This is a genomic window from Pedobacter cryoconitis, from assembly GCF_014200605.1.
GTDB lineage: Bacteria > Bacteroidota > Bacteroidia > Sphingobacteriales > Sphingobacteriaceae > Pedobacter > Pedobacter cryoconitis_B.
The window spans coordinates 349,921-369,941 of sequence record NZ_JACHCE010000001.1; the positions used below are offsets into that span (position 1 = coordinate 349,921).

At 36.0% G+C, this 20,021-nt stretch carries 22 protein-coding genes; 18 read left to right on the plus strand and 4 right to left on the minus strand.

Features of this window, described 5'->3' with window-relative positions; all coding sequences use genetic code 11:
• The first annotated feature begins 15 nt into the window (after nt 1-15).
• Complete coding sequence (locus tag HDE68_RS01695) at nt 16-1,386, plus strand: RagB/SusD family nutrient uptake outer membrane protein (protein WP_183878283.1); 1,371 nt, start codon at nt 16-18, stop codon at nt 1,384-1,386.
• 214 nt (nt 1,387-1,600) lie between these two features.
• Nucleotides 1,601-1,867 carry a hypothetical protein gene (locus HDE68_RS01700; RefSeq protein WP_183878285.1) on the plus strand — a complete coding sequence of 89 codons (267 nt, stop codon included), beginning with the start codon at nt 1,601-1,603 and terminating at the stop codon, nt 1,865-1,867.
• A 106-nt stretch (nt 1,868-1,973) separates the two neighbouring features.
• Here HDE68_RS01700 and HDE68_RS01705 read toward each other — a convergent pair whose 3' ends face one another.
• Nucleotides 1,974-2,756: an SDR family oxidoreductase gene (locus HDE68_RS01705; protein WP_183878287.1), complete on the minus strand. Its 783-nt coding sequence runs from the start codon at nt 2,754-2,756 to the stop codon at nt 1,974-1,976.
• A gap of 127 nt (nt 2,757-2,883) precedes the next feature.
• Between HDE68_RS01705 and HDE68_RS01710 the strand changes: the two genes are divergently transcribed.
• Complete coding sequence (locus HDE68_RS01710) at nt 2,884-3,249, plus strand: winged helix-turn-helix transcriptional regulator (protein WP_183878289.1); 366 nt, start codon at nt 2,884-2,886, stop codon at nt 3,247-3,249.
• Here the strand turns inward: HDE68_RS01710 and HDE68_RS01715 are convergent.
• Nucleotides 3,230-4,081 (minus strand): AraC family transcriptional regulator, encoded by an 852-nt coding sequence (locus tag HDE68_RS01715; protein WP_183878291.1) that lies wholly within the window; start codon nt 4,079-4,081, stop codon nt 3,230-3,232. The genes HDE68_RS01710 and HDE68_RS01715 overlap by 20 nt on opposite strands.
• Nucleotides 4,082-4,173: 92 nt before the next feature.
• Between HDE68_RS01715 and HDE68_RS01720 the strand changes: the two genes are divergently transcribed.
• Nucleotides 4,174-5,178 carry a zinc-dependent alcohol dehydrogenase family protein gene (locus HDE68_RS01720; protein ID WP_221300647.1) on the plus strand — a complete coding sequence of 335 codons (1,005 nt, stop codon included), beginning with the start codon at nt 4,174-4,176 and terminating at the stop codon, nt 5,176-5,178.
• Between the two features lie 38 nt (nt 5,179-5,216).
• On the opposite strand, the gene HDE68_RS01725 is transcribed toward HDE68_RS01720, so the two are convergent.
• Entirely contained in the window at nt 5,217-6,443 is a 1,227-nt protein-coding gene (locus tag HDE68_RS01725; protein WP_183878293.1) for a glycosyltransferase, read from the minus strand.
• A 118-nt stretch (nt 6,444-6,561) separates the two neighbouring features.
• Between HDE68_RS01725 and HDE68_RS01730 the strand changes: the two genes are divergently transcribed.
• The 11 genes from HDE68_RS01730 (at nt 6,562) to HDE68_RS01780 (ending at nt 13,264) form a co-directional block, all read left to right on the plus strand.
• Nucleotides 6,562-7,143 carry a tRNA-(ms[2]io[6]A)-hydroxylase gene (locus HDE68_RS01730; protein ID WP_183878295.1) on the plus strand — a complete coding sequence of 194 codons (582 nt, stop codon included), beginning with the start codon at nt 6,562-6,564 and terminating at the stop codon, nt 7,141-7,143.
• 284 nt (nt 7,144-7,427) lie between these two features.
• Complete coding sequence (locus tag HDE68_RS01735; protein ID WP_183878297.1) at nt 7,428-7,577, plus strand: hypothetical protein; 150 nt, start codon at nt 7,428-7,430, stop codon at nt 7,575-7,577.
• 55 nt (nt 7,578-7,632) lie between these two features.
• Nucleotides 7,633-7,782 carry a hypothetical protein gene (locus HDE68_RS01740; protein WP_183878299.1) on the plus strand — a complete coding sequence of 50 codons (150 nt, stop codon included), beginning with the start codon at nt 7,633-7,635 and terminating at the stop codon, nt 7,780-7,782.
• A gap of 51 nt (nt 7,783-7,833) precedes the next feature.
• Complete coding sequence (locus tag HDE68_RS01745) at nt 7,834-7,983, plus strand: hypothetical protein (protein ID WP_183878301.1); 150 nt, start codon at nt 7,834-7,836, stop codon at nt 7,981-7,983.
• A gap of 51 nt (nt 7,984-8,034) precedes the next feature.
• Nucleotides 8,035-8,184: a hypothetical protein gene (locus HDE68_RS01750; RefSeq protein ID WP_183878303.1), complete on the plus strand. Its 150-nt coding sequence runs from the start codon at nt 8,035-8,037 to the stop codon at nt 8,182-8,184.
• 50 nt (nt 8,185-8,234) lie between these two features.
• Entirely contained in the window at nt 8,235-8,384 is a 150-nt protein-coding gene (locus tag HDE68_RS01755; protein WP_183878305.1) for a hypothetical protein, read from the plus strand.
• A gap of 85 nt (nt 8,385-8,469) precedes the next feature.
• On the plus strand, nt 8,470-8,640 hold the full coding sequence (locus tag HDE68_RS01760) for a hypothetical protein (RefSeq protein WP_183878307.1): 171 nt from the start codon (nt 8,470-8,472) through the stop codon (nt 8,638-8,640).
• 48 nt (nt 8,641-8,688) lie between these two features.
• Entirely contained in the window at nt 8,689-9,633 is a 945-nt protein-coding gene (locus HDE68_RS01765; RefSeq protein ID WP_183878309.1) for a DUF6895 family protein, read from the plus strand.
• 1 nt (nt 9,634) lies between these two features.
• On the plus strand, nt 9,635-10,423 hold the full coding sequence (locus tag HDE68_RS01770) for a hypothetical protein (RefSeq protein ID WP_183878311.1): 789 nt from the start codon (nt 9,635-9,637) through the stop codon (nt 10,421-10,423).
• The gene (locus HDE68_RS01775; RefSeq protein WP_183878313.1) at nt 10,407-11,483 is read left to right on the plus strand and encodes a M48 family metallopeptidase; all 1,077 of its coding nucleotides are present in this window, start codon (nt 10,407-10,409) and stop codon (nt 11,481-11,483) included. Before HDE68_RS01770 ends, HDE68_RS01775 begins: the two co-directional genes overlap by 17 nt.
• Nucleotides 11,480-13,264 (plus strand): ABC transporter ATP-binding protein, encoded by a 1,785-nt coding sequence (locus tag HDE68_RS01780; protein ID WP_183878315.1) that lies wholly within the window; start codon nt 11,480-11,482, stop codon nt 13,262-13,264. The genes HDE68_RS01775 and HDE68_RS01780 overlap by 4 nt, the downstream gene beginning before the upstream one ends.
• A gap of 73 nt (nt 13,265-13,337) precedes the next feature.
• Here HDE68_RS01780 and HDE68_RS01785 read toward each other — a convergent pair whose 3' ends face one another.
• On the minus strand, nt 13,338-14,492 hold the full coding sequence (locus tag HDE68_RS01785) for a lanthionine synthetase LanC family protein (RefSeq protein ID WP_183878317.1): 1,155 nt from the start codon (nt 14,490-14,492) through the stop codon (nt 13,338-13,340).
• Nucleotides 14,493-14,942: 450 nt separating this feature from the next.
• Here HDE68_RS01785 and HDE68_RS01790 point away from each other — a divergent pair, with 450 nt between their 5' ends.
• Genes HDE68_RS01790 through HDE68_RS01800 form a run of 3 tightly spaced genes read left to right on the plus strand, consistent with a single transcriptional unit; the run spans nt 14,943 to nt 19,874 of the window.
• Nucleotides 14,943-15,983, plus strand: coding sequence for a sensor histidine kinase (locus tag HDE68_RS01790; RefSeq protein WP_183878319.1), 1,041 nt, complete (start codon nt 14,943-14,945; stop codon nt 15,981-15,983).
• Nucleotides 15,984-15,987: 4 nt separating this feature from the next.
• On the plus strand, nt 15,988-16,713 hold the full coding sequence (locus HDE68_RS01795; protein WP_183878321.1) for a LytR/AlgR family response regulator transcription factor: 726 nt from the start codon (nt 15,988-15,990) through the stop codon (nt 16,711-16,713).
• 44 nt (nt 16,714-16,757) lie between these two features.
• Complete coding sequence (locus tag HDE68_RS01800; RefSeq protein WP_183878323.1) at nt 16,758-19,874, plus strand: lantibiotic dehydratase; 3,117 nt, start codon at nt 16,758-16,760, stop codon at nt 19,872-19,874.
• Nucleotides 19,875-20,021: the final 147 nt, after the last annotated feature.

Sequence of the window (20,021 nt, forward strand, 5' to 3'; positions counted from 1 at the left end):
GACTATAAAAAGCACATGAAGACGATTTCAAAATATATTTTAACAGCAGCAGTTTTATTAAGCTTTTCATCCTGTAAGAAATTTCTCGACAGAGAGCCGATTGCACAGATTACACCAGAGAATATTTTCACTTCAGAACAAGGGGCTCAATCTGCAGTAATGGGTGTATACAGAACGCAGCTGGGGGCTTTCTCCTACGGACAATCTTTAGTGATTGTTCCTGAATTCTCTGCAAGACAGGTAAATCATGTTTCCAGTTACCCTGAATATGTTGACTTTAAAACGAATACTGTACGTATTGACAATCCCTGGGTACAGAATATCTGGACAGCAGCTTATGCCGCAATCAATGCGGCAAACAATGTGGTAGTCAAAGTAGCCGCTATGCCAGATGGTGCGATTACTTCAGAGAAAAGACAGCAATTTGTCAGAGAGGGACGTTTTATCAGGGCTTTAAGCTATTTTAACCTGGTTAGGGCATTTGGTGATGTCCCTTTAATTCTGACACCTACAGGTGAGAATGATAATCTTAAAGTGCCCCGTAATGCCGTAGCTGAAATTTATGCTCAAATTATTACAGATCTTAAGGAAGCTGCTAATTTGCCAAATAGCTATGCTAATATTGCAGAAACTAAAGGCAGGGCAACCGGTAATGCAGCAAAAGCATTGCTGGCTAAAGTTTATCTGTATAACGGTAGTGTGACGAATAACTATACAGAGGCAGCAAGACTGGCGCAGGAAGTTATTTCTTCAGGCGGAACTTCTATGCCAGTTGATTTTGGATCTATTTGGACGACAAAAAATACCTCAGAGTCAATTTTTGAGCTTCAGTTTGATGCACAGGCAACAAATTCACTAGCCTCAGTAAGTAATCCAAATCCATCTGTCTTATTTTATGCAGAAGGAAAGTCCATTGCTGATTTATATGATGCAGCAGACAAAAGAGGAAAATTTACTGTTTATAAGAATACGCCGGAGGATGCAAGATATTATATCGGTAAGTATAGAATATTTAGTCCGGCGCTTCAAAACTTCCCGGTTATCCGTTTAGCAGAAATCTATCTGATTCATGCAGAAGCTCAGGCACGTGTAGATGGTACTGTGAGTGCTGCAAGTTATGATTCTTATAAAAAGGTACGTGACAGAGCTGGTATTACGACTCCTGATATTTCCAGCTTCACTTCGGTAGCCACGTTTGTTACTGCAATACAGAAAGAAAAACGACTGGAGATGATGTTCGAAGGAGAGGCCTGGTTTGACTATTGCAGAACCGGGCTCGCTTTGACAGATATGATGAGCAAAGCCGATGCGAATTACTTCTTCTATCCGATTCCGGATGCTGAACGCAGAAATAATCCTTCATTAACACAAAATAAGGGATATTAAACTGGTTGACAATGTTATAAAATGAAGAATGAGGCCTAAAGCCTCTTTCTTCATTTTATAACAAAAATACTATTGGGCTGAGAACTAGTGTCATCTGATTTTCATGCAGCGTGACGAAACTCATAGAATTGTAACTCTTTTAAGACGCTATTGGTGTTTAAACAGATTAAATGCATATTTAAGAAAGAATTAGCCATTATTTAGCCATTATACTATGTTAGGAGAATTAATCGAAAAGGAGTCAATCGACGTTAGTGAAATTATAGCCGCAGACCAAAACCATATTGAAGAATTAAAAGATAAGCTCAATGGTGCTCAGCGTTTAGGCAATGAATTTAAATCAAAAGCAGACATTACATTTAATACAAAATTTGGCCCAAAGACTGTGAATACGACAGTATGGTCAGTTACAGAAAAATACATTCAGCTGAAGAACGGAATACATATTCCTTTGACAAGCCTGATTGATATAGATTTTTAAACTTTGATGAGCCTTGCCATTTTTCAGAATAAACAATTCGAAAACGGATGCTGAAAATCCCAATATGATGATGGTTTTCAGCATCCGCGTTAAATGAAATGATATATTAAACTGTTGGTATAGTACCTCCATCAACAATATATTCTGTTCCGGATAAATAGTTCGCGCGCGGAGAAACAAGGAACCCTACAAACTCGGCAATTTCTTCCGGTCTGGCAGGTCTTCCCATCGGAATTCCTCCTAATGAATTCATGACCTTTTTTATAGTATTTTCTATACTGTCGCCAGAGTTCTCTGCAAGGCGTTCCATCATTCTAGTTGCAGCATCAGTTTGTATCCAACCAGGTGATACAGTGAGTACACGCACACCTTTAGGAGAAATCTCTTTAGATAATCCTTTGCTGTAGTTTATTAAACCCGCTTTAGCTGCTGCATAAGGTAAAGTAGAATCATGCAGTGGGAGTCTGCCTTGTATCGAGGCGATATGAATAATGACTCCTGCTCCCTTTTTAAGCATAGGTGGGATTAAACCCCTGTCCAGCCTTACCGGGGCCATGAGATTAGTTTGAAGAGTTTGTAGCCAATCGTTGTCAGATAAGACTGAAAATCCACCGCCCGGTGTTTCAGAACCACCCAGGTTATTGATTAGAATATCTACACCATCAAAGTTGTCTAATATTTCTGTAATCACTTTCCCGGTCCCTTCAGGATGGGTTAAATCTGCAGAAATAAAATGAAAGTCAGGATTAGCATCCTTAGGTTTGCTTCTTGCGGCGATGATTACTTTTGCCCCGGCAATAGCCAGCCTTTCTGCGATTGCCTTTCCTGTTCCTTTAGTCCCACCTGTTACTAAAGCTATTTTACCTGATAATTCGTTGTCTATATTCATTTTTATCCTTATTTACAGATACAAAAATCAGGAGGATAATTAGAACATACAATCACGGATAAACTATTCATATAGGGCTAAATTTATCCGTATTGATAGATTTTATACAATACTTTATCTTTATGGCATGTATCATAAAAAGAGAGCACAGACTTATGATTGCGGACTTGATTTAGTTGGCGAGATTTTATATGGGAAATGGAAAATACGGTTGCTCTATTTTATTAACGAAGGTCACATACGTCCTGGTCAGTTACAAAAGAAAATTCCTGAGGCAACACGCCGGGTTTTGAATGTCCAGTTAAATGAATTAGAAAATCACGAACTGATCTTAAAGACCATTTTCCCTGTTCTTCCACCTAAAGTGGAATACAGGCTGACTGAACTTGGTCAGACATTAATCCCTCTGATCCTCTCCATAGGACTCTGGGGCGATAAACATGAAGAGAGATTAAGGGAAATACTTAAAAAAACTAATGAACAGAGGCAGTAAGACCTTTTTTAAAATCAGAAGGATTTACCCCTCTGTATTTCTTGAAAATCCGGCTTAGGTGACTTTTATCCGTAAAACCAAACTCATCAGCAATTTCACTAATCCTCTTGTTAGAATGTAACAAACGATTATCAATTAACCCTAGTTTGTAATTGATAATATAATCCTGAATACCTTCATTGACATGTTTCTTAAAATAACGGCTCAGGTAAGTTTCTGAAATACCAAATTCTTTACTGATATGCCCGATTCTTAAATGATCAGGATTACAAATATTGGTTTGTATATATTGAAGGATACTGACTACCTTTTCATCACTATGCTGAACTATTTTTTCTGGCATATACTGGCTGATATTTCTGGCAACAATAGTCAGCAGTGTGCGTATATAAGATGTGATTAACTCTTTATGGAAAAGATCATTTCCCTGATGCTCTGTAATGACAGCCTCCATCATTGGCTTTAACACTATTTTATCAGATTGATTTTTGATAATACAGCCAGGATCATTAGCAGCATTTCTCAGGATCATTTCTAGTTGCTGGACAAATTCATTCTGCTTGTTTTGAGATTGTATGTAGTTGTTATTGAAGCGAATAAAGAAAAATTGGGTAGGTTTGCTAATCTCAAAATAATGAGAATCTCCCGGAGTAAGCAGGAATAAATGATTTGGTAGATAGTTAAATTTTATTTCATTAATCGACTGTTTGCCTGTACCTGAAACAATATATACCAGTTCAAAAAAGCTATGTACATGAGGTCCGCGCGGGCATTCATCCAAAATATCTTTTAAAACCAATTCAAAAGGCTCATATAAATTATCTCGTACCATAACCTAAAGATACCATAAAAGGCTTTATTTATACAACTTATTGGTTGGTTTTGTTGTATAAATTTGCATTGTTAATTTTAAACAATTTAGATATGTCAACTCTGAGCAGTCCAGTAATGAAAGCGCTGATCCTTGAAAATTATGGATCACCTTATATTTTAAAAGAAATTTCCCGCCCTGTTCCGGGAAAAGGTGAAGTTCTGGTACAAATTATAGCCAGCGGTGTGAATCCACTCGACCTGAAAATCAAATCGGGGCAGGCCGCACATGCGCAAACTAGACTTCCTGCAATATTAGGAGTAGATATGGCCGGAATAATTGTAGAAACGGGTAAAGAAGTAACTGATTTCAAAATTGGTGATGAAGTCTATGGCCTGACTGGCGGTGTAGCTGGTATTCAAGGCTCCCTGGCTCAATATACAGCTGTAGATTCACGTTTGATTGCTATAAAACCTGCTAATTTATCTATGAGAGAAGCCGCTGCAATTCCCTTATCATTTATTACTGCCTGGGAAGGGTTAATGGATCGTGCCCGGGTGAAAAAGGATAAAACTGTATTGATACAGGGCGGTACAGGAGGTGTTGGTCATATGGCAATACAACTGGCAATGGCAAAGGGGGCAACTGTGTTTGCAACAGGGAGTGCGGGTAAAAAATCAATTATTGAAGCTTATGGGGCTATAGCTATTGATTTTAACAGGATGTCTGTAGCAGAATATGTGAAAGAGTATACTAGTGAGGAGGGGTTTGATGTGATATTTGATACCATTGGAGGGGATACGCTTGACGCCTCTTTCAAGGCGCTGAAAATATATGAAGGACACCTGGTCAGCATATTAGGCTGGGGAACACATAGTCTTGCACCTTTATCATTTCGTGGGGCAACTTATTCTGGAGTATTTACACTCCTGCCTTTAATAACTGGTAAAAACAGATCACATCATGGTGAAATTTTAAAAGAAGCAGCAAGACTGGCAGAAGCAGGGAAACTGAAACCTTTACTGGATACCATTTCTTATAACATGGAAACTATTACAGATGCTTACCACGCTATGGAACAAAAAACTAACCAGGGTAAGGTGGTGATCTCCATTTAGAAATAGTTGTAATATAGTTTCCGGAATTTAATCACGTATTAATTTTTCGCATTCTTTTCTGCAATCCACAAGGACATATATTTGGTGCTATTTGTAGTATGGTGCATTAAGATCTGTCCGAAGAAATTATGCTGACGGTGTGCCGATAAATTCAAAGTACTGATTGTTGTGATCAATGCCTTTGTGAACTGTATTTTTCCATAGCGCTCATTAATGATACGTACTCCATTTTTCTGTGCAGCCAGCCACAAGGTTTTATCCTGATAAAGCCTTACTGCCTGGTCAATGAAAAGTTCAGCGTCATCTTCGATGATTCCGTTCCAGTCCAGTTCACCTTTCATTGCTTCTGCACCTATTGATGTGGTGACAGATGGGGTACCAACAATCATCGCATCAATAAATTTTCCTTTCATACCTGCGCCAAACTGAATAGGAGCAAGTAATATTCTGTTATTTGCGATGACTTCGAGCGCACTATCTGCACGTCCATGAACATAGAATTTCTCTTTTTCATTGTGCAGCTGCATTACTTTTTGTGATGAATAAGCACCATAGATATTTATTTTTGCTGTGGGAATTTTCTTTCTTAACACAGGCCATATTTTTGTTTTTAATATTTGCAGCGTGTTCCAGTTAGGTTCATGCAGATAATTGCCAATGAATACAAATCCTTCGCGTTCTTCAAATGTCTTCCACTTTTGAATATCTTTATCTGTAAGTTCTTCTTCTAAAAATGGTAAATAATAAATCAGAGATGGATCTAGATGAAATTGTTCCTGTAAAATATTCATTTCTACTTCAGAAATGAGCAATGAGATATCACATCTTAAAATGGAAGCAATCTCGCGTTTGGCGGTATCAGTAAACAGATCAATTGGATGACCGGTTTTAATGGATTGCTGACGTGCTAAACGTAAACAATGGAGATCTACCGTATCTAATAGTCTGAGCGCGTCCGGACATTCCTGCTGTACTCTCCATCCGTATTGTTCTTCCATCATAAAACGATCGAATAATACAATATCTGGATTTACCTCATTCAAAAAAAGATTAAAACTGTTATCATTTAGTTTGATTTCATATTCCTTTACACCTAAGCCTGTCAGCTCAAAACTGAAATCACTTTTCGCAGCTGCCGAGGCAAAGAGTACTTCGTATCCTTCAGAAATAAAAAAATTGATTAACTGAATCATTCTTGTCCCAGCTGCCGATGAAGTAGGTTCTGGCCATACTGGTCCAATAATCAGGATTCTATTTTTACTCATTTCTTTATCAATCTTATTATTGCCACAAAAATAGGGGTTTTTAATGCAGTATCATTAAACAGGATCTTAAACAAATTCTTATTCGTAATTTTGTCCGGAAGAATTTACTAATAAACTCATGCTTGGATTAAAATTATTAACAGACCCGCGTTGGGCAAATATTGCTGAATCAAATTTAGAAGAGATATTAACTGATCATGCCTGGTGTGAACAGAAAGCAGCAACAAATGCCATTACTTTGATCGCAAATAATTCTGAGCACATGGATTTAGTGGAAGAATTAACAGCCATTGCTATTGAAGAGATGCAGCATTTTCAAATGGTTGTTGAGATTATTAAAAAACGTGGTTATACTTTAGGACGTGAACGTAAAGATGATTATGTAGGACGTTTAGTGAAATTTAGCCGCAGGGATGGCAGTAGAAATAATGCATTCATTGACCGGCTTTTATTTGCTGCAATGATTGAGGCAAGAAGCTGTGAGCGTTTCCGTGTATTGTCTTTAAATATTAAAGATCAGGAGTTAGCTAAGTTTTATCACGACTTAATGGTCTCTGAAGCTGGTCATTATACTACATTTTTAAATTTTGCCCGTAAATATACTATTGATGTTGATGTAGATAAAAGATGGAAAGAGTGGCTGGAGTTTGAAGGTGAGCTGATTCAAAGTTTTGGCAATAAAGAGGCTATTCATGGATAAGAACTATTAATCTGTAAATTTTAATTCCTGAGGAAACCGTACTGTAAATAACAGTACGGTTTTTTTTTGTTTTCATTTTTCGGCCTTTAAGGCCTGCTCAGGCTTATTGATGTAGTTTCAAAATACATCGGGGTGCAGAATATATAGATTAACAATGTATATTTTAAATCAATGTGTTTTAACTAAAAGAATTTTTATTTCTGAAAAATGCCCCTACATTAGCTCTTGTTAAACAATTAACAAAAGACAAATTCAATAAATAAACAACCTTAAAAATTAAAAAGATGTCAAAATTAAACTTATTCAAAACAGCAAAAAACAGCGCTAACAAAAACGTACGCAACTTTTCAGCGACAGCAGCACCAGATCAGAATCAATTGGAAGGTGGTGTTATCGTAGGCACAGACGAGTGGTATGTAGTAGTTTCTTGGTAGTTAATAATTGTAAGAAAAATCAATCATTCAATCACAACCTTAAAAAATTAAAAAGATGTCAAAATTAAACCTATTCAAAACAGCAAAAAACAGCACTAACAAAAACGTACGCAATTTTTCAGCTGAGGCTTCACCAGCGCCGAATCAACTAGAAGGCGGTATCATATTCGGAAACGATGATTTCTATGTAGTAGTTTCCTGGTAGTCAATAATTAAAAAATCAATCATTCAATCACAACCTTAAAAAATTAAAAAGATGTCAAAATTAAACTTATTCAAAACAGTAAAAAACAGCACTAACAAAAACGTTCGCAACTTTTCAGCTGAGGCTGCACCAGATCAAAATCAATTAGAAGGCGGTATCGTATTCGGAAACGATGATTTCTATGTAGTAGTTTCCTGGTAGTCAATAATTAAAAAATCAATCATTCAATCATAACCTTAAAAAATTAGAAAGATGTCAAAATTAAACTTATTCAAAACAGCAAAAAACAGCGCTAATAAAAACGTACGCAACTTTTCAGCAGCAGCAGCACCAGATCAGAATCAACTGGAAGGTGGTGTTATTGTAGGCACAGACGAATGGTATGTAGTAGTTTCCTGGTAGTCAATAATTAAAAAATCAATCATTCAATCACAATCTTAAAAAATAAAAAAATGGCAAAGTTCAGCTTATTCAAAACAGCAAAAAATAAAACTAATAAAAACGTGCGCAACTTTTCAGCAGCAGCAGCACCAGATCAGAATCAACTGGAAGGTGGTGTTATTGTAGGCACAGACGAGTGGTATGTAGTAGTTTCTTGGTAGTCTATATGATGAAGCTTGCAGGCGCAACGAGCCTTTGACTGGTCCTGCAAGCTTTATCATAAGTTTTAATCACAGAAAATATAAAATGATGAAACAAATTTATAACATGGATATGAACAGATTATCGGATTCATTCTCAAGAAAATCAACTTTGGCAGCAGAGCTGGAAATGAGTGCAGGTATGGTGTTAACGCCACAAAATTCTGGTGAAAAACCAGGAATAAAGAAAGATAGATCATCATCTCAATGCTGGTAATCTTATTCAATAATTAACCGGATTTATCAAGGATTCTAAAAAAAAAAAATGATTGCAAATAAAATGGTTTATAATTCCGCTATCGTGAAAAGCGTGGATTGGGTTGCTGAAAACTGGGACTATTTTAACCCATTAAACAAAGATCCATTTCCAGTAAAAATTAAAAACAAAAGTTTTGCGGAATTAACTCTTGTCATTTTACTTGGGCTGAAATATAAAACGTCTATTCCGGAGCAGGTCACTGCAGTTTTAGAAAAGTTAAATGAAAAAGTCCTGGAAGTAGTTAAAAACCCGCTTTTTTATGAAGACTTCTTTATAAACCCAGCTCAGTTTAAGCCTTTGGATGTCGCATTGATTTTATGTTCTTTAGTTAATCCAGATGATTTGTTGTTGAAAAAGATGCTCAGAAAGGCCTATGACAGAGGTTTGTTTACACCAGTTGTTGCTTCTACTTTCAGGGTTTACGAAAGTGACTATTTATTGGCGCTGTGCGGGATCAAAGAATTTCCGGATGAAGAAAAAACGGCAATTGCAATGAAAACCGTTTTGGGAGGTGAATTTCTGAACATGGTGAGTATGAACAGACCAGAAGAATATGAACTTACACATATCCTCTTTTATCTTTCAGACTGGGGTAAGGACGATATATCCCGCTTTATCTCTCAAGATAGGCTTAAGCTAGTTAAAGAAGCATTGGTTTTACTTACCGGTAAAAATCTGCTTTTGAAAAATAATGATCTGCTATCAGAATATATTATGAATATGTGTGATTTAAACATGGATCATGCAGTACTGGAGCTCGCTTATGCCCGGTTGATGGAGAGTCAGAGAGAAGATGGGGTATTTGCAGCAGCAGCCTATACTTACGAAAGCAAGCTGGGGGCTGAGATCTTTAAAAATATGGATCCTTATAAAACTGATTTAATCCTTCATTATCATACAACTTTTGTAGGTCTAATGGCTTCGTTCACTTATTTAGACAAGTATAACTAACATGAAAAACTTAAAAAATCAACTTCAGCATATTAACGGGGAATTTTATTCCTGGATCACAGACCTCATCAAAAATAACCAGTCGAAAATAGACAATCAGAGCAGTGTTATCCTTTATAATATTATTCAGACATTTTTTGCTGACAGGGAGCATGGAAAGGTAATGCAGTTTTTGGAGCATAAATTAAAGTATTTGGAATTATCAGACCTGGAGAGTTTACCAGTTATCCAGTGCCTTAAACTCTCTTCAAGTCAGTTATTTGAGGAGTCCCCACTCTGCAATTTCTTTACTTCTCTGAGACAGGACTTTGAATTCACCGGTAATACCAATGATCATGTTGCAGATAGAAAAGACTTGTTTAGTATGGATGAAGAGGGAAGAGATGAAATTATTGCTGAAATTATAGAATCAGCTCATCTAAGTACTGATTTACTGAATCTCCCGCTGCTTAGAGATTTGTCAGATATCGATGTTTTGTATTTACAGACAGCTATGCTGGAGGCCTATGAAAAGTATGATCTGCCAATGGGCAACTCACTCTTAAGAACTCTATGCTATTTGGGTAAAGTTAATCTGGCAGCGGATGCCGCTATCAATTATTTACTTGCCCAGCAGAATATCATCGGATACTTTGGCCAGACACTCCATGACCAGGAAATGAATTCAGCTGACGACTTCCTTGCTTTTTTAGATCTTCAATTCGATTGTTTATGGAGCTTAAATGAAGCTGGAAATCAAAATTTCTCATTAATGGAATCAATCAGACAAGAATATGGATTTGTATTATAAAATTATAGTCGCTTTTTATTTCATAGATATTCTGATCCTTCTTGGATTCTCTTATGAAAACAGAAAAGAATTAGCCTCAGTCAAGGTTACTGAGAATATAAAAATTCTGATCACCCAGGTTTTCTTTCTTTCTTTAATCTTGTACCCGGGCATTTTTGATCAGTTAAAACTAATGGTTTCCGCACTGACAGGGGCTGATCAGCTGAGTTCAATTGCTGTGGTTGTTTGTACACTGGCCGTTAAAGAATTACTGAAGTATACTGTTGCCAATTTTGTGGTAAAGATCAAATACAAGGTGAATTTTAAACAGCAATTAAAGACCGCTGTGATGTTATCCGGATTGTTACTGGTGCCTGCTTTATGGACCCCTTATCTGTTTTATGGAGTATTACTGACCACTTGCGGAAGCTTTCTGATACAATTGATCAGCAAGAAAAATCAAGGTTTTACCGGAACCGATCTTTCCCCTTTAATGGACTCCGAATTGCGCAATGCGATCAATGCTTATACTGTTCAGGCTAATGCAGGTCATATAAAGATTTTTCAATATTATAATGATGAGCCTAATGCACATGTGGTCTCTAACAAAGAAGGAACGAGCCTTATTTTATCTACCCGTCTTATCCATGATTTTACTGTCAAAGAGATTATTTCGGTAGTCTCTCATGAAATAGGACATGAAAAGCGTCTGCATACCCCTATAAACAAGTTTATCAAGCTATCTTTTGATATCGCATTAATTCTGATTGGTTATACTATTTTGAAAACAGGAACAGCTGCAGGACTCGATTTACCAATTAAAGCTATCTTAATATTGAGTGCAGCATCTCCGCTGAGTACCTTAAAGAATATCTTAATCAGCTTTCTGACCCGGCAACAGGAATTTCAGGCAGATCGGTTCTCGGCCAGATCTTATTCTGCCCGGATGCTCATCAGCGCACTTGTTAAACTCAAAGCATACCATAAACCTAACCATCATAAATTAATTGCAAGCTTATTATATAGCACGCATCCCTCAAACGAGGCCAGAATTCACAATTTAAAAAAATCAATACTATGAAAACAGATTTTATAAAAAACAAGGTTAAAGCACTGTTCATAGATGAGATCTATGCGTACTTTTTACCTTATCGGAAGTATTTTGTTTACGGGATGTTATTTCTGGTCCTGTCAGGTTCATTACAGCTTTCGCTGCCATTGTTATTAGGTAAGTCTGTTAACTTATCTTTTAATCCGGGCACATTTACAGATACAAACACGCTGATGAAACATCTGGGGATTTTAATAGGGATGCTAATTTTGCAATTCAGTTTCACTTTTGTAAGAAATTATTACTTCCTGCTTTTTTCAGAGAAATCTGTAGGTACGCTAAAAAAGGATTTGTTTCATAAGTATTTAAGCTATCCTTTACCTTTCCATAACAAGAATAAAGTAGGGGATATGCTGAGTGTAATTACTAATGATGTCATGGTGGTCAGAGAGCTTTACTCTTCACAGTTTTCAGACTTGCTTTACAGCACATTTATTCTGATCTTCTGTACCGGGATCCTGATCAGTATCAATTTGAAGTTATCACTGATTTTGCTTATTGTTTTTCCGGCTATCATTTATCTTGCCTCATTCTTCGGGAAAAAAATAAGAAAAACATCGAAGGAAACGCAAAGTCTTTATGCGGGTTCTAACTCTGTAATTGAAGAAGATCTGCACCAGATACGGTCTATTAAAATTTTCGGTAAAGAAAGAAAAGAGGTTTCTTTATTTGCCAGACTTACTGAAGATATTATACAAAAGACAATCCATAACTCCCTGTTCCGTTCTTTCTTTTCTTTATCTTCTTCTTTTATTATCATTGCTGCCCTTATCGTGATCTTATGGTATGCCTGTATTATGGTTGTTAAGAATGAAATAGTTATAGCCGACCTGGTTACTTTCATCGTCAATATGATCTTTATTATTAACTCATTCTCTACGATTACCCAGTTCTTTGGTAACCTGGAGCGATCAAGAGGGGCTACAGTTAGACTTGTTGAACTACTGAATGAAAAAGTAGAAACTGAAGATTTCGTGAATTCAAGTCCAATGGACTTTCAGCATACTATTGAGTTCAAAAATATTTCTCTAAGTTACGGTGAAGCAGATGTTAAAGTGCTTGATGGCTTGAACTTAGAAATCAAAAAAGGTGAAAAGGTAGCCATAGTAGGTCCAAATGGTTCTGGGAAATCATCTCTTCTGAATCTGTTGTTAAGACTTTATACACCTACTGGTGGTACAGTTGAAATTGATGGAGTAAATATCAATCAGATAGGATTAGCCAATTACAGATCAAAATTTGGTGTGGTATCGCAGGACCTGGAATTATTTAACAGATCAGTAATAGACAATATCAGGTATGGTACTGAAACTATTGATGATTCCCGTCTGGAGTCGGTTTTAGCACATAGCAATGTGATAGATTTTATCAATGATCTGCCAGAGAAAGAACATACAAAAGTAGGAAAAAACGGAAGCTGCTTATCTGGTGGTCAAAAGCAAAGAGTCTCTCTTGCCAGGGCATTGTATAAAAATGCAGATATTATGATTTTGGATGAAGCGACAAGTGCGCTGGATTCCAGCCTGGAAGAGTCAATTAAAGCTAACCTGGATTCAGCGCTGAGTGATAAAACACTGATATTTGTAACGCATAAATTCTCATTGATTGAGAACTTTGATAAGATCATCGTTCTGGATAGCGGAAAGATTTCTGCAATAGGTACACATCAGCAATTATTGCAGTTAAATAAAACATATGCTACACTTTATCACCTGCAAAACAGACCTGTTACAATTAAAAAAGTAGCTTAATTAAATTTGGAATCTTCAAAAGTTCCGGCATATAACCTATCAGCTATAAACTGATAGGTTATATATTTTTCTTTTAAAAAAGGAGCGGATCGATACTTATTAAAGAGTTATTATGCTCCATAAAAGATACCAGACTTAGTATTGTACCGTATATCCCCTGATAAATGGAAATATGATTACTTTTTGAGTCGGCAGTAAGTAATTCATTGTTCAGCATTTTAACAGTTTCTTTTATCCAATGGTGATAGCCATCAAGGTAATCCGTATTACTACTTAACTTATAAAGATATTTATAAGATTCAGCCAGTCCGCTTGTCCCGTTTAATATAGATGAATTGGTGATCTGTGTAGAATTGAAATCCTTTCTTAAAAGTGTATTTAAACCTACCAGATCTGCGACCCTGGAAAGATTCCCATCATCAAGCACATCACTGGCATGATATAATATAATGGCAATTAATGTATCGCCCTGGCTCCAGAAAAGCTGATTGTTAAAAAATGGCTTTTGAGTAATTGAATCGACAGTTTGCGGAAAAACAGAATAAGTATCTGACCCGAAATCGGCCTCTTTATAAAATTTAAAGATCCATTTGATCACTATTTCTATTTCTGGATTGAAATAATTTTTCAACTCTAAAATCTGCTGCACTTTAATTAAAGTGAGTGTCAGTGATAGAATTCCGAAAGAATTTCCAAATGCCAGGATATTAGGGGTTTCAATGCTGTGCGTGACAGTGGCTAGTATCCCATGTTTATTAAATTCGGACTTTAACTCTTTGGTTAAACATAAAAGATGTCTTTTAGATAAATCTGAATCACGTTTGCCAAAGTAATTCATCATCACTGATATTTCATTGAGAAAACCTGGTGATCTTTCTTTTAAAAGGACCATCGCCCTGTTAAATAAGAAGTCATCGTTCTTATTGAATAATTTTTCTTCTGGTTCCTCATCCGTATACCGGTCTGGCGGAGAGTAATTTGTGTCAATTATATTCCTTTTTTGCAACTGACCAATGATTAATGGTGTAGCATAGAAGTCTGCCATACCTCCGTTGGAAAATGTATTATTTGCTTTTAAGTATTCAGTTTCATCAATGTAATTCTTAAAAATTGATGAAATGATCTCTTTCACTAGTGGAACAGTGCTATATGCTATATCACTCTCATTGCTTTTGCTGACAAGAAAGATATTTATTTTTTCAAGTAATCCTAAAATTTCCGATTTCATCCTGTTTATTTAATATTAAATGATATTAGATACTTTACTACTAGAACTGGTCATTAAAGTTTCTGGTAGTGGAAAGTCATATCCAGATCCGGTTATCTCAGTTCTTACCCTCGTAATCTTTGTTTTATTAATTGCAAGTCTGTTTGTCTGATTAGTTTTGATAAGATTTTCCATAATTGTGATCCGCTAATTGATTATGAATCTAATATCTATGAATGCTGACTTTTTAGAAAAATTGTTACACCAAGCCGGGGTTTCAAGGTATAAACCCGTTCATTTTAATTAATCGGTGTAAATTATAATTAGGAGTTACAGCTATTGTTTTTAGTGTGTTTTGCTGTTTTCTATATTGGAAATTTACGGGCAACGTATGCCGGAAGAAAATATTACATCCCATGAGCATTGTAGAATTGTATTTTTTTTATAAATTGTCCTCTCTCAATAATGCCAATGGAATCTAATAACGCTAAAATCAACCTTTTTCTTCTTCATACTGCTGTTTGGGTAGCTTATGTATTATACGAGGTGACCATAGTAAGTTTGCTTGGAGATAAGATGCCTTACTTTTGGGATACTTTATTACATTTCGCATTGAATATAGGGTTGTTTTATGGAAATTATATAGTAATTGGTTATTTGTTATTAAAAAAATATAAAATACCTTATTATATTTTATTGTGTCTTTTGCTTTTAGCTATATATACTTTGCTTTTATATCTGCTGAAGACGACGTCCACCAAACTTAATATACCGATAAGCTATCCTATAACTTCATACTATACTTTTATTATACAGGGCATATGGAGAGGGATGTATTTTATAGGACTGAGTTATGGATATTGGTTTGCCAGGTCTGCAATTGAAAACGAAAAAAAAATCAGGATTAAACAGTCTGAGGAACTCAATCTGCAGAATGAAATTGTTCTTACCCAGTTGTCTTTTCTGAAATCCCAGATTAATCCTCACTTCTTATTTAATACGCTGAATTTTTTGTATTCCCAGGTTTATGGACTTTCCAGGGAAACTGCCGGATCTATACTTTTGCTTTCAGACATTATGCGTTATGGGCTGCAGAATCCTGACGAAGATGGAAAGAGCTATTTAAATGAAGAGATCAATCATTTGAAAAGCTATATCGCGATTAATCAATTGAGATTTGATAATAAACTACATATAGTTCTGACACTGAACGGACAGTTTGAATTTCGTAAAGTTCCTTCACTTATTCTGATTACAATTATAGAGAATGCATTTAAACATGGGGATCTGAATGATCCTGATTTTCCATGTCTGATCAATATCAGTGTTTATGATAACCTGTTTGATTTTTATATTATCAATAAAAAGAACCACCTGACTAAACCTGAGCCTAGCGGAATTGGATTAGTGAATATTAAACAAAGACTAAATATAATTTACAAAAGCGATTATGTATGGCAAATAGAGGAAGATGAGAACTCTTATGCCCTGAAATTGCAACTAAAAATATAACACTATGATATCATGTCTGATAATTGATGATGAACCACATGCAGTCGAGATACTAAGAGCGTATGTTGATCAGATTCCATTTTTAAAACTATGTGGTGTAACCAATAATCCCATAGAGGTAATGAACGAGATAAATGAAGGGAAAATTGATCTGATTTTTTTGGATATTCATATGCCTCAAATCTCTGGAATTGACTTCATTAAGCTGATTCAGGGGAAATGTAAAATTATACTGACTACTGCATACAGTGAATATGCACTGGCTGGATTTGAAAACGAAGTAATAGATTATTTATTAAAGCCAATTTCGTTTGAACGCTTTTTAAAAGCTGCTCAGCGGGCTATGAACTTGTCTATACCATCTTATATAGAGAAATGGAAAACAGAAGATGATTACATGTTCGTTAAAACCGAGGCCAAAGGTAAGATACTGAAAGTGGCTTTCAAGGATATTCACTATATCGAGGGATTAAAAAACTATGTCTCAATTTTTACCGATACAGAACGAATAATCGCTCTTTTAAATATAAAAGATTTAGAGGGGATTTTGCCGGATTCAGATTTTATGAGGGTGCATAAATCTTATATTATTTCGGTTGAAAAGATAAAAGCAATTGACGGAAATCAGATCATTCTCAAGAATTCGGTTGAAAAAATCCCGTTGGGGGAGACCTACAGACCTAAATTCTTTGAAACACTCCGCTCAAAAGTCGTTGGATTAAAAAAGTAGTCTCAGCCATAAGTTATTCTGAGTACATTTTAACAGAGAAATGAATGATTGAACATTACAGTATATGCCAGAAATTAGTAGTTCGTGTAGCAAGGTTACCTTTTAAAACATCATTCGGCGAAAAAGATATTTTAAATCTGCTTCATGATGAACAGTTTCTTGAAGCTTTATATCTGGCCTCAAATAGCCTCTATAAAACATACCAAAAGTGGAAACAGGGGAAGTTAAATTCTGTACAGACAGAAAAATTATTGAATACTGTTACTAAGTATTATGTTCGAATGATGTCCAGAAGTACTCCTTTTGGTCTTTTTGCAGGTTGTTCGACAGTAGACATAGATACAGCAAATGGTCATGATCATGTTATTCTTAACCAGCAGATATCAAGAAAAACACGTCTGGATATGGGTTTTTTTAAGTGTTTATCAGACTATATTACTTCATTGCCGTATGTTAGCGGGCATATAAAATACCATACTAATTCATCTGCATATCTCCTTGGTGAGGAAATCCGTTATCTGGAATACAAATACGTAGATGGCAAAAGGATATATGAGCTTTCTTCTATTCAAAAGAACCCTTATTTATTAAAAGTCCTGGATCTCTGCAGAAATCAGAGCTATACACTTTCTGCGCTTGTTCCGGTTATCCTGGATGAATATCTGGATACGGCCAGTGTTGAAGCTTTTATAGCTGAATTAATTGAAATACAGTTTCTGGTGGATGAATTTGAACCAGCAATTACCGGACAAGACCCAATGTTATCTTTAATAGAAAAGATAAAAACACTGGTGCTGGAAGATCCCGGAAATACGGAGATGCTAAAGCTGAGAAATTGGCTCATCGGGTTAAATCATTATATTTCTTTATTAAACAAAGAGAGTGGATCAGTTTCTGACTATGAACATGTTATTTCTATCTTTAATGAAAGGGTAGTCTATGACACTGAAAAGGAACCTAATAAGTTTCAGGTAGATTATGCTGCACATTTTTCGGGAGCAATATCTTCTTCATTTGAAGAGTCACTTCTGGAGGCAGCCAATGTTATCTCTGTCTTCACTGCTACTGCTGAAAATTCTTTCTTACAAAGTTTCAAAAACAAATTTACGGATCGCTATGGTGATTTGCAGGTTCCGCTGCTGGAAGCATTGGATGTAGATTATGGAATAGGCTATAAAACTTCTTCTGGTGACAGCCTGGTTTCTGAAATTGTTGATGGTTTATCATTAGGTCGTACTACTGAACAGAAACAGGATTTTTCATGGAATAATGCGCAGAAATTTCTGTTTGCAAAATGGAAAAAGGCATATCAGGAAAATAGTCCTCAGCTTGAGATCACCGAGGATGAAATCTCCGGACTGCTCCAGGATAGGGCCAAAAATAATTATCCTCAATCTTTTTCTATTCTATTCAGAAGTGTGAAAGCGCAAATGGTTATTGAAAGTATCGGGGGTAGCAGTGCGGTAAATTTAATAGGCAGGTTTACAGCAGCCGATCCAAATATTTATAGCCTTGCAGAAGAAATTGTAAATGCCGAGGAGCAAAACAATCGGGATATAGTTTTCTGTGAAATCGTACATCTGCCACAAGACCGTGTGGCCAATATCTTAATGCATCCCCCTCTTTTAAAACATGAAATTCCTTATCTCAGTCAGAGTACTGCCGAAGAAGGAAAAACGCTGTATTTGTCAGATCTTCTTTTATCAGTTGAAAATGACAGAATTATTTTAAGACATAAAGATCTTCAGCATGAATTGATCCCAAGGCTCAGTAATGCACATAATTTCAGTAAGGATTCTTTGCCTTTATATAATTTCCTGGCAGATTTACAGACTCAGGGTGTGCAGGATTCAATTCATTTCAGCTGGGATGATTTGCTTCCGGATTTAGGGTTTTATCCCAGGGTGGTCTACAAAAATGTAATTATTTATCCATCAACCTGGAAGGTATTTAAAAAACAATATGCCCAACTGAGCAGTACGGCAAATCATGAGCTGTCTGAAGTGCTCGTTGCATTTGCAGCTCATCTGCAGTTGCCACCATTGTTTTTATTAAAGGATGGTGATAATGAGTTATTGGTTGATATCCATAATATTTATACAGTGCATGCTTTTATCTCAGCTATTAAAAACAGGGACAGTATTATATTGAGAGAATTCATTTTCGATGAAAGGTCGTCTCCTGTAAAAGATAATGAGGGGAATGGGTTTTATAATCAGATGATTTTATCTGTAATCAATAAAGAGCGGGCATTGCCGCATACTTTATCAGCAGAGACGGTCAATCTGATTCAAAATGAATTTTCGCTTGGCTCAGAGTGGCTGTATTATAAATTCTATTGCGGAGAAAAGACCTCGGATACCATATTGCTTCAGGCAATTTCCTTATTAGTAGATGAGCTAGGCAAAAATGAATGGATTGATCAATGGTTTTTTATCAGGTATAAAGACCCGAATAATCATCTGAGAGTCCGGTTCCATTTAAAACATGTACAGCATTTAGGTGCTGTAATTTCAGTTATACAAAAACACATCTGCTTTTTTCAACAGGAAAAATATATATGGAATACACAGACTGAGACTTATAAGCGTGAATTAAAGCGATACGGTTATCAATTAATTTACCCTTCTGAAGAAGCCTTTTACCAGGATAGTAAATACGTACTGAGAATTCTTGAAGAGGTTGCTGATCAGGAGGATGAACTGCTGAAATTAATGGCTTGTGTAAAAGGAGCAGCCGATATGCTGAATTGTTTCGGTTTGTCTGTGGAAGATAAAATAGCCATTACCGGAGAAATGAGAGATGCTTATTTTAAAGAGTTCAATGGCCTGAAAAAAACAAAGCAGGAACTCGATTCAAAATATAGAACATTAAGACCCGAAATAGAAGCTTTTTTTAAGCAGAGCAGGCTAACCGATGCTCCGCTTCATCTTGTTCTGAATGAAAGATTTGCCGCTCTGAATGCAGCATTTGACAATATATCATGGTCTGGCAAACTTGCTGACCGGAATAATTTCATCACCAGTCATATTCATATGTTTGTGAACAGACTTTTTAATTCTAATCAAAGAAAAATAGAATTGGTAGTTTATGAACTGTTAACCAAATTTCTTAGTGCTGAAAATAAAAGAGTTCAAAGCCCGTTGGTCCAGGTTTTATAGTCTTTTTAAAGCTCCCATCCTCTTTCTTATACAAGTCAGGCCTGTTCATTCATGTATTTTTACCGGGTTTATACCTATAAACCCCGGCTTGGTGTAACAGTTTTTCCAAATCGCTTCTATACTTTGATATTAGATTCATAATCAAAT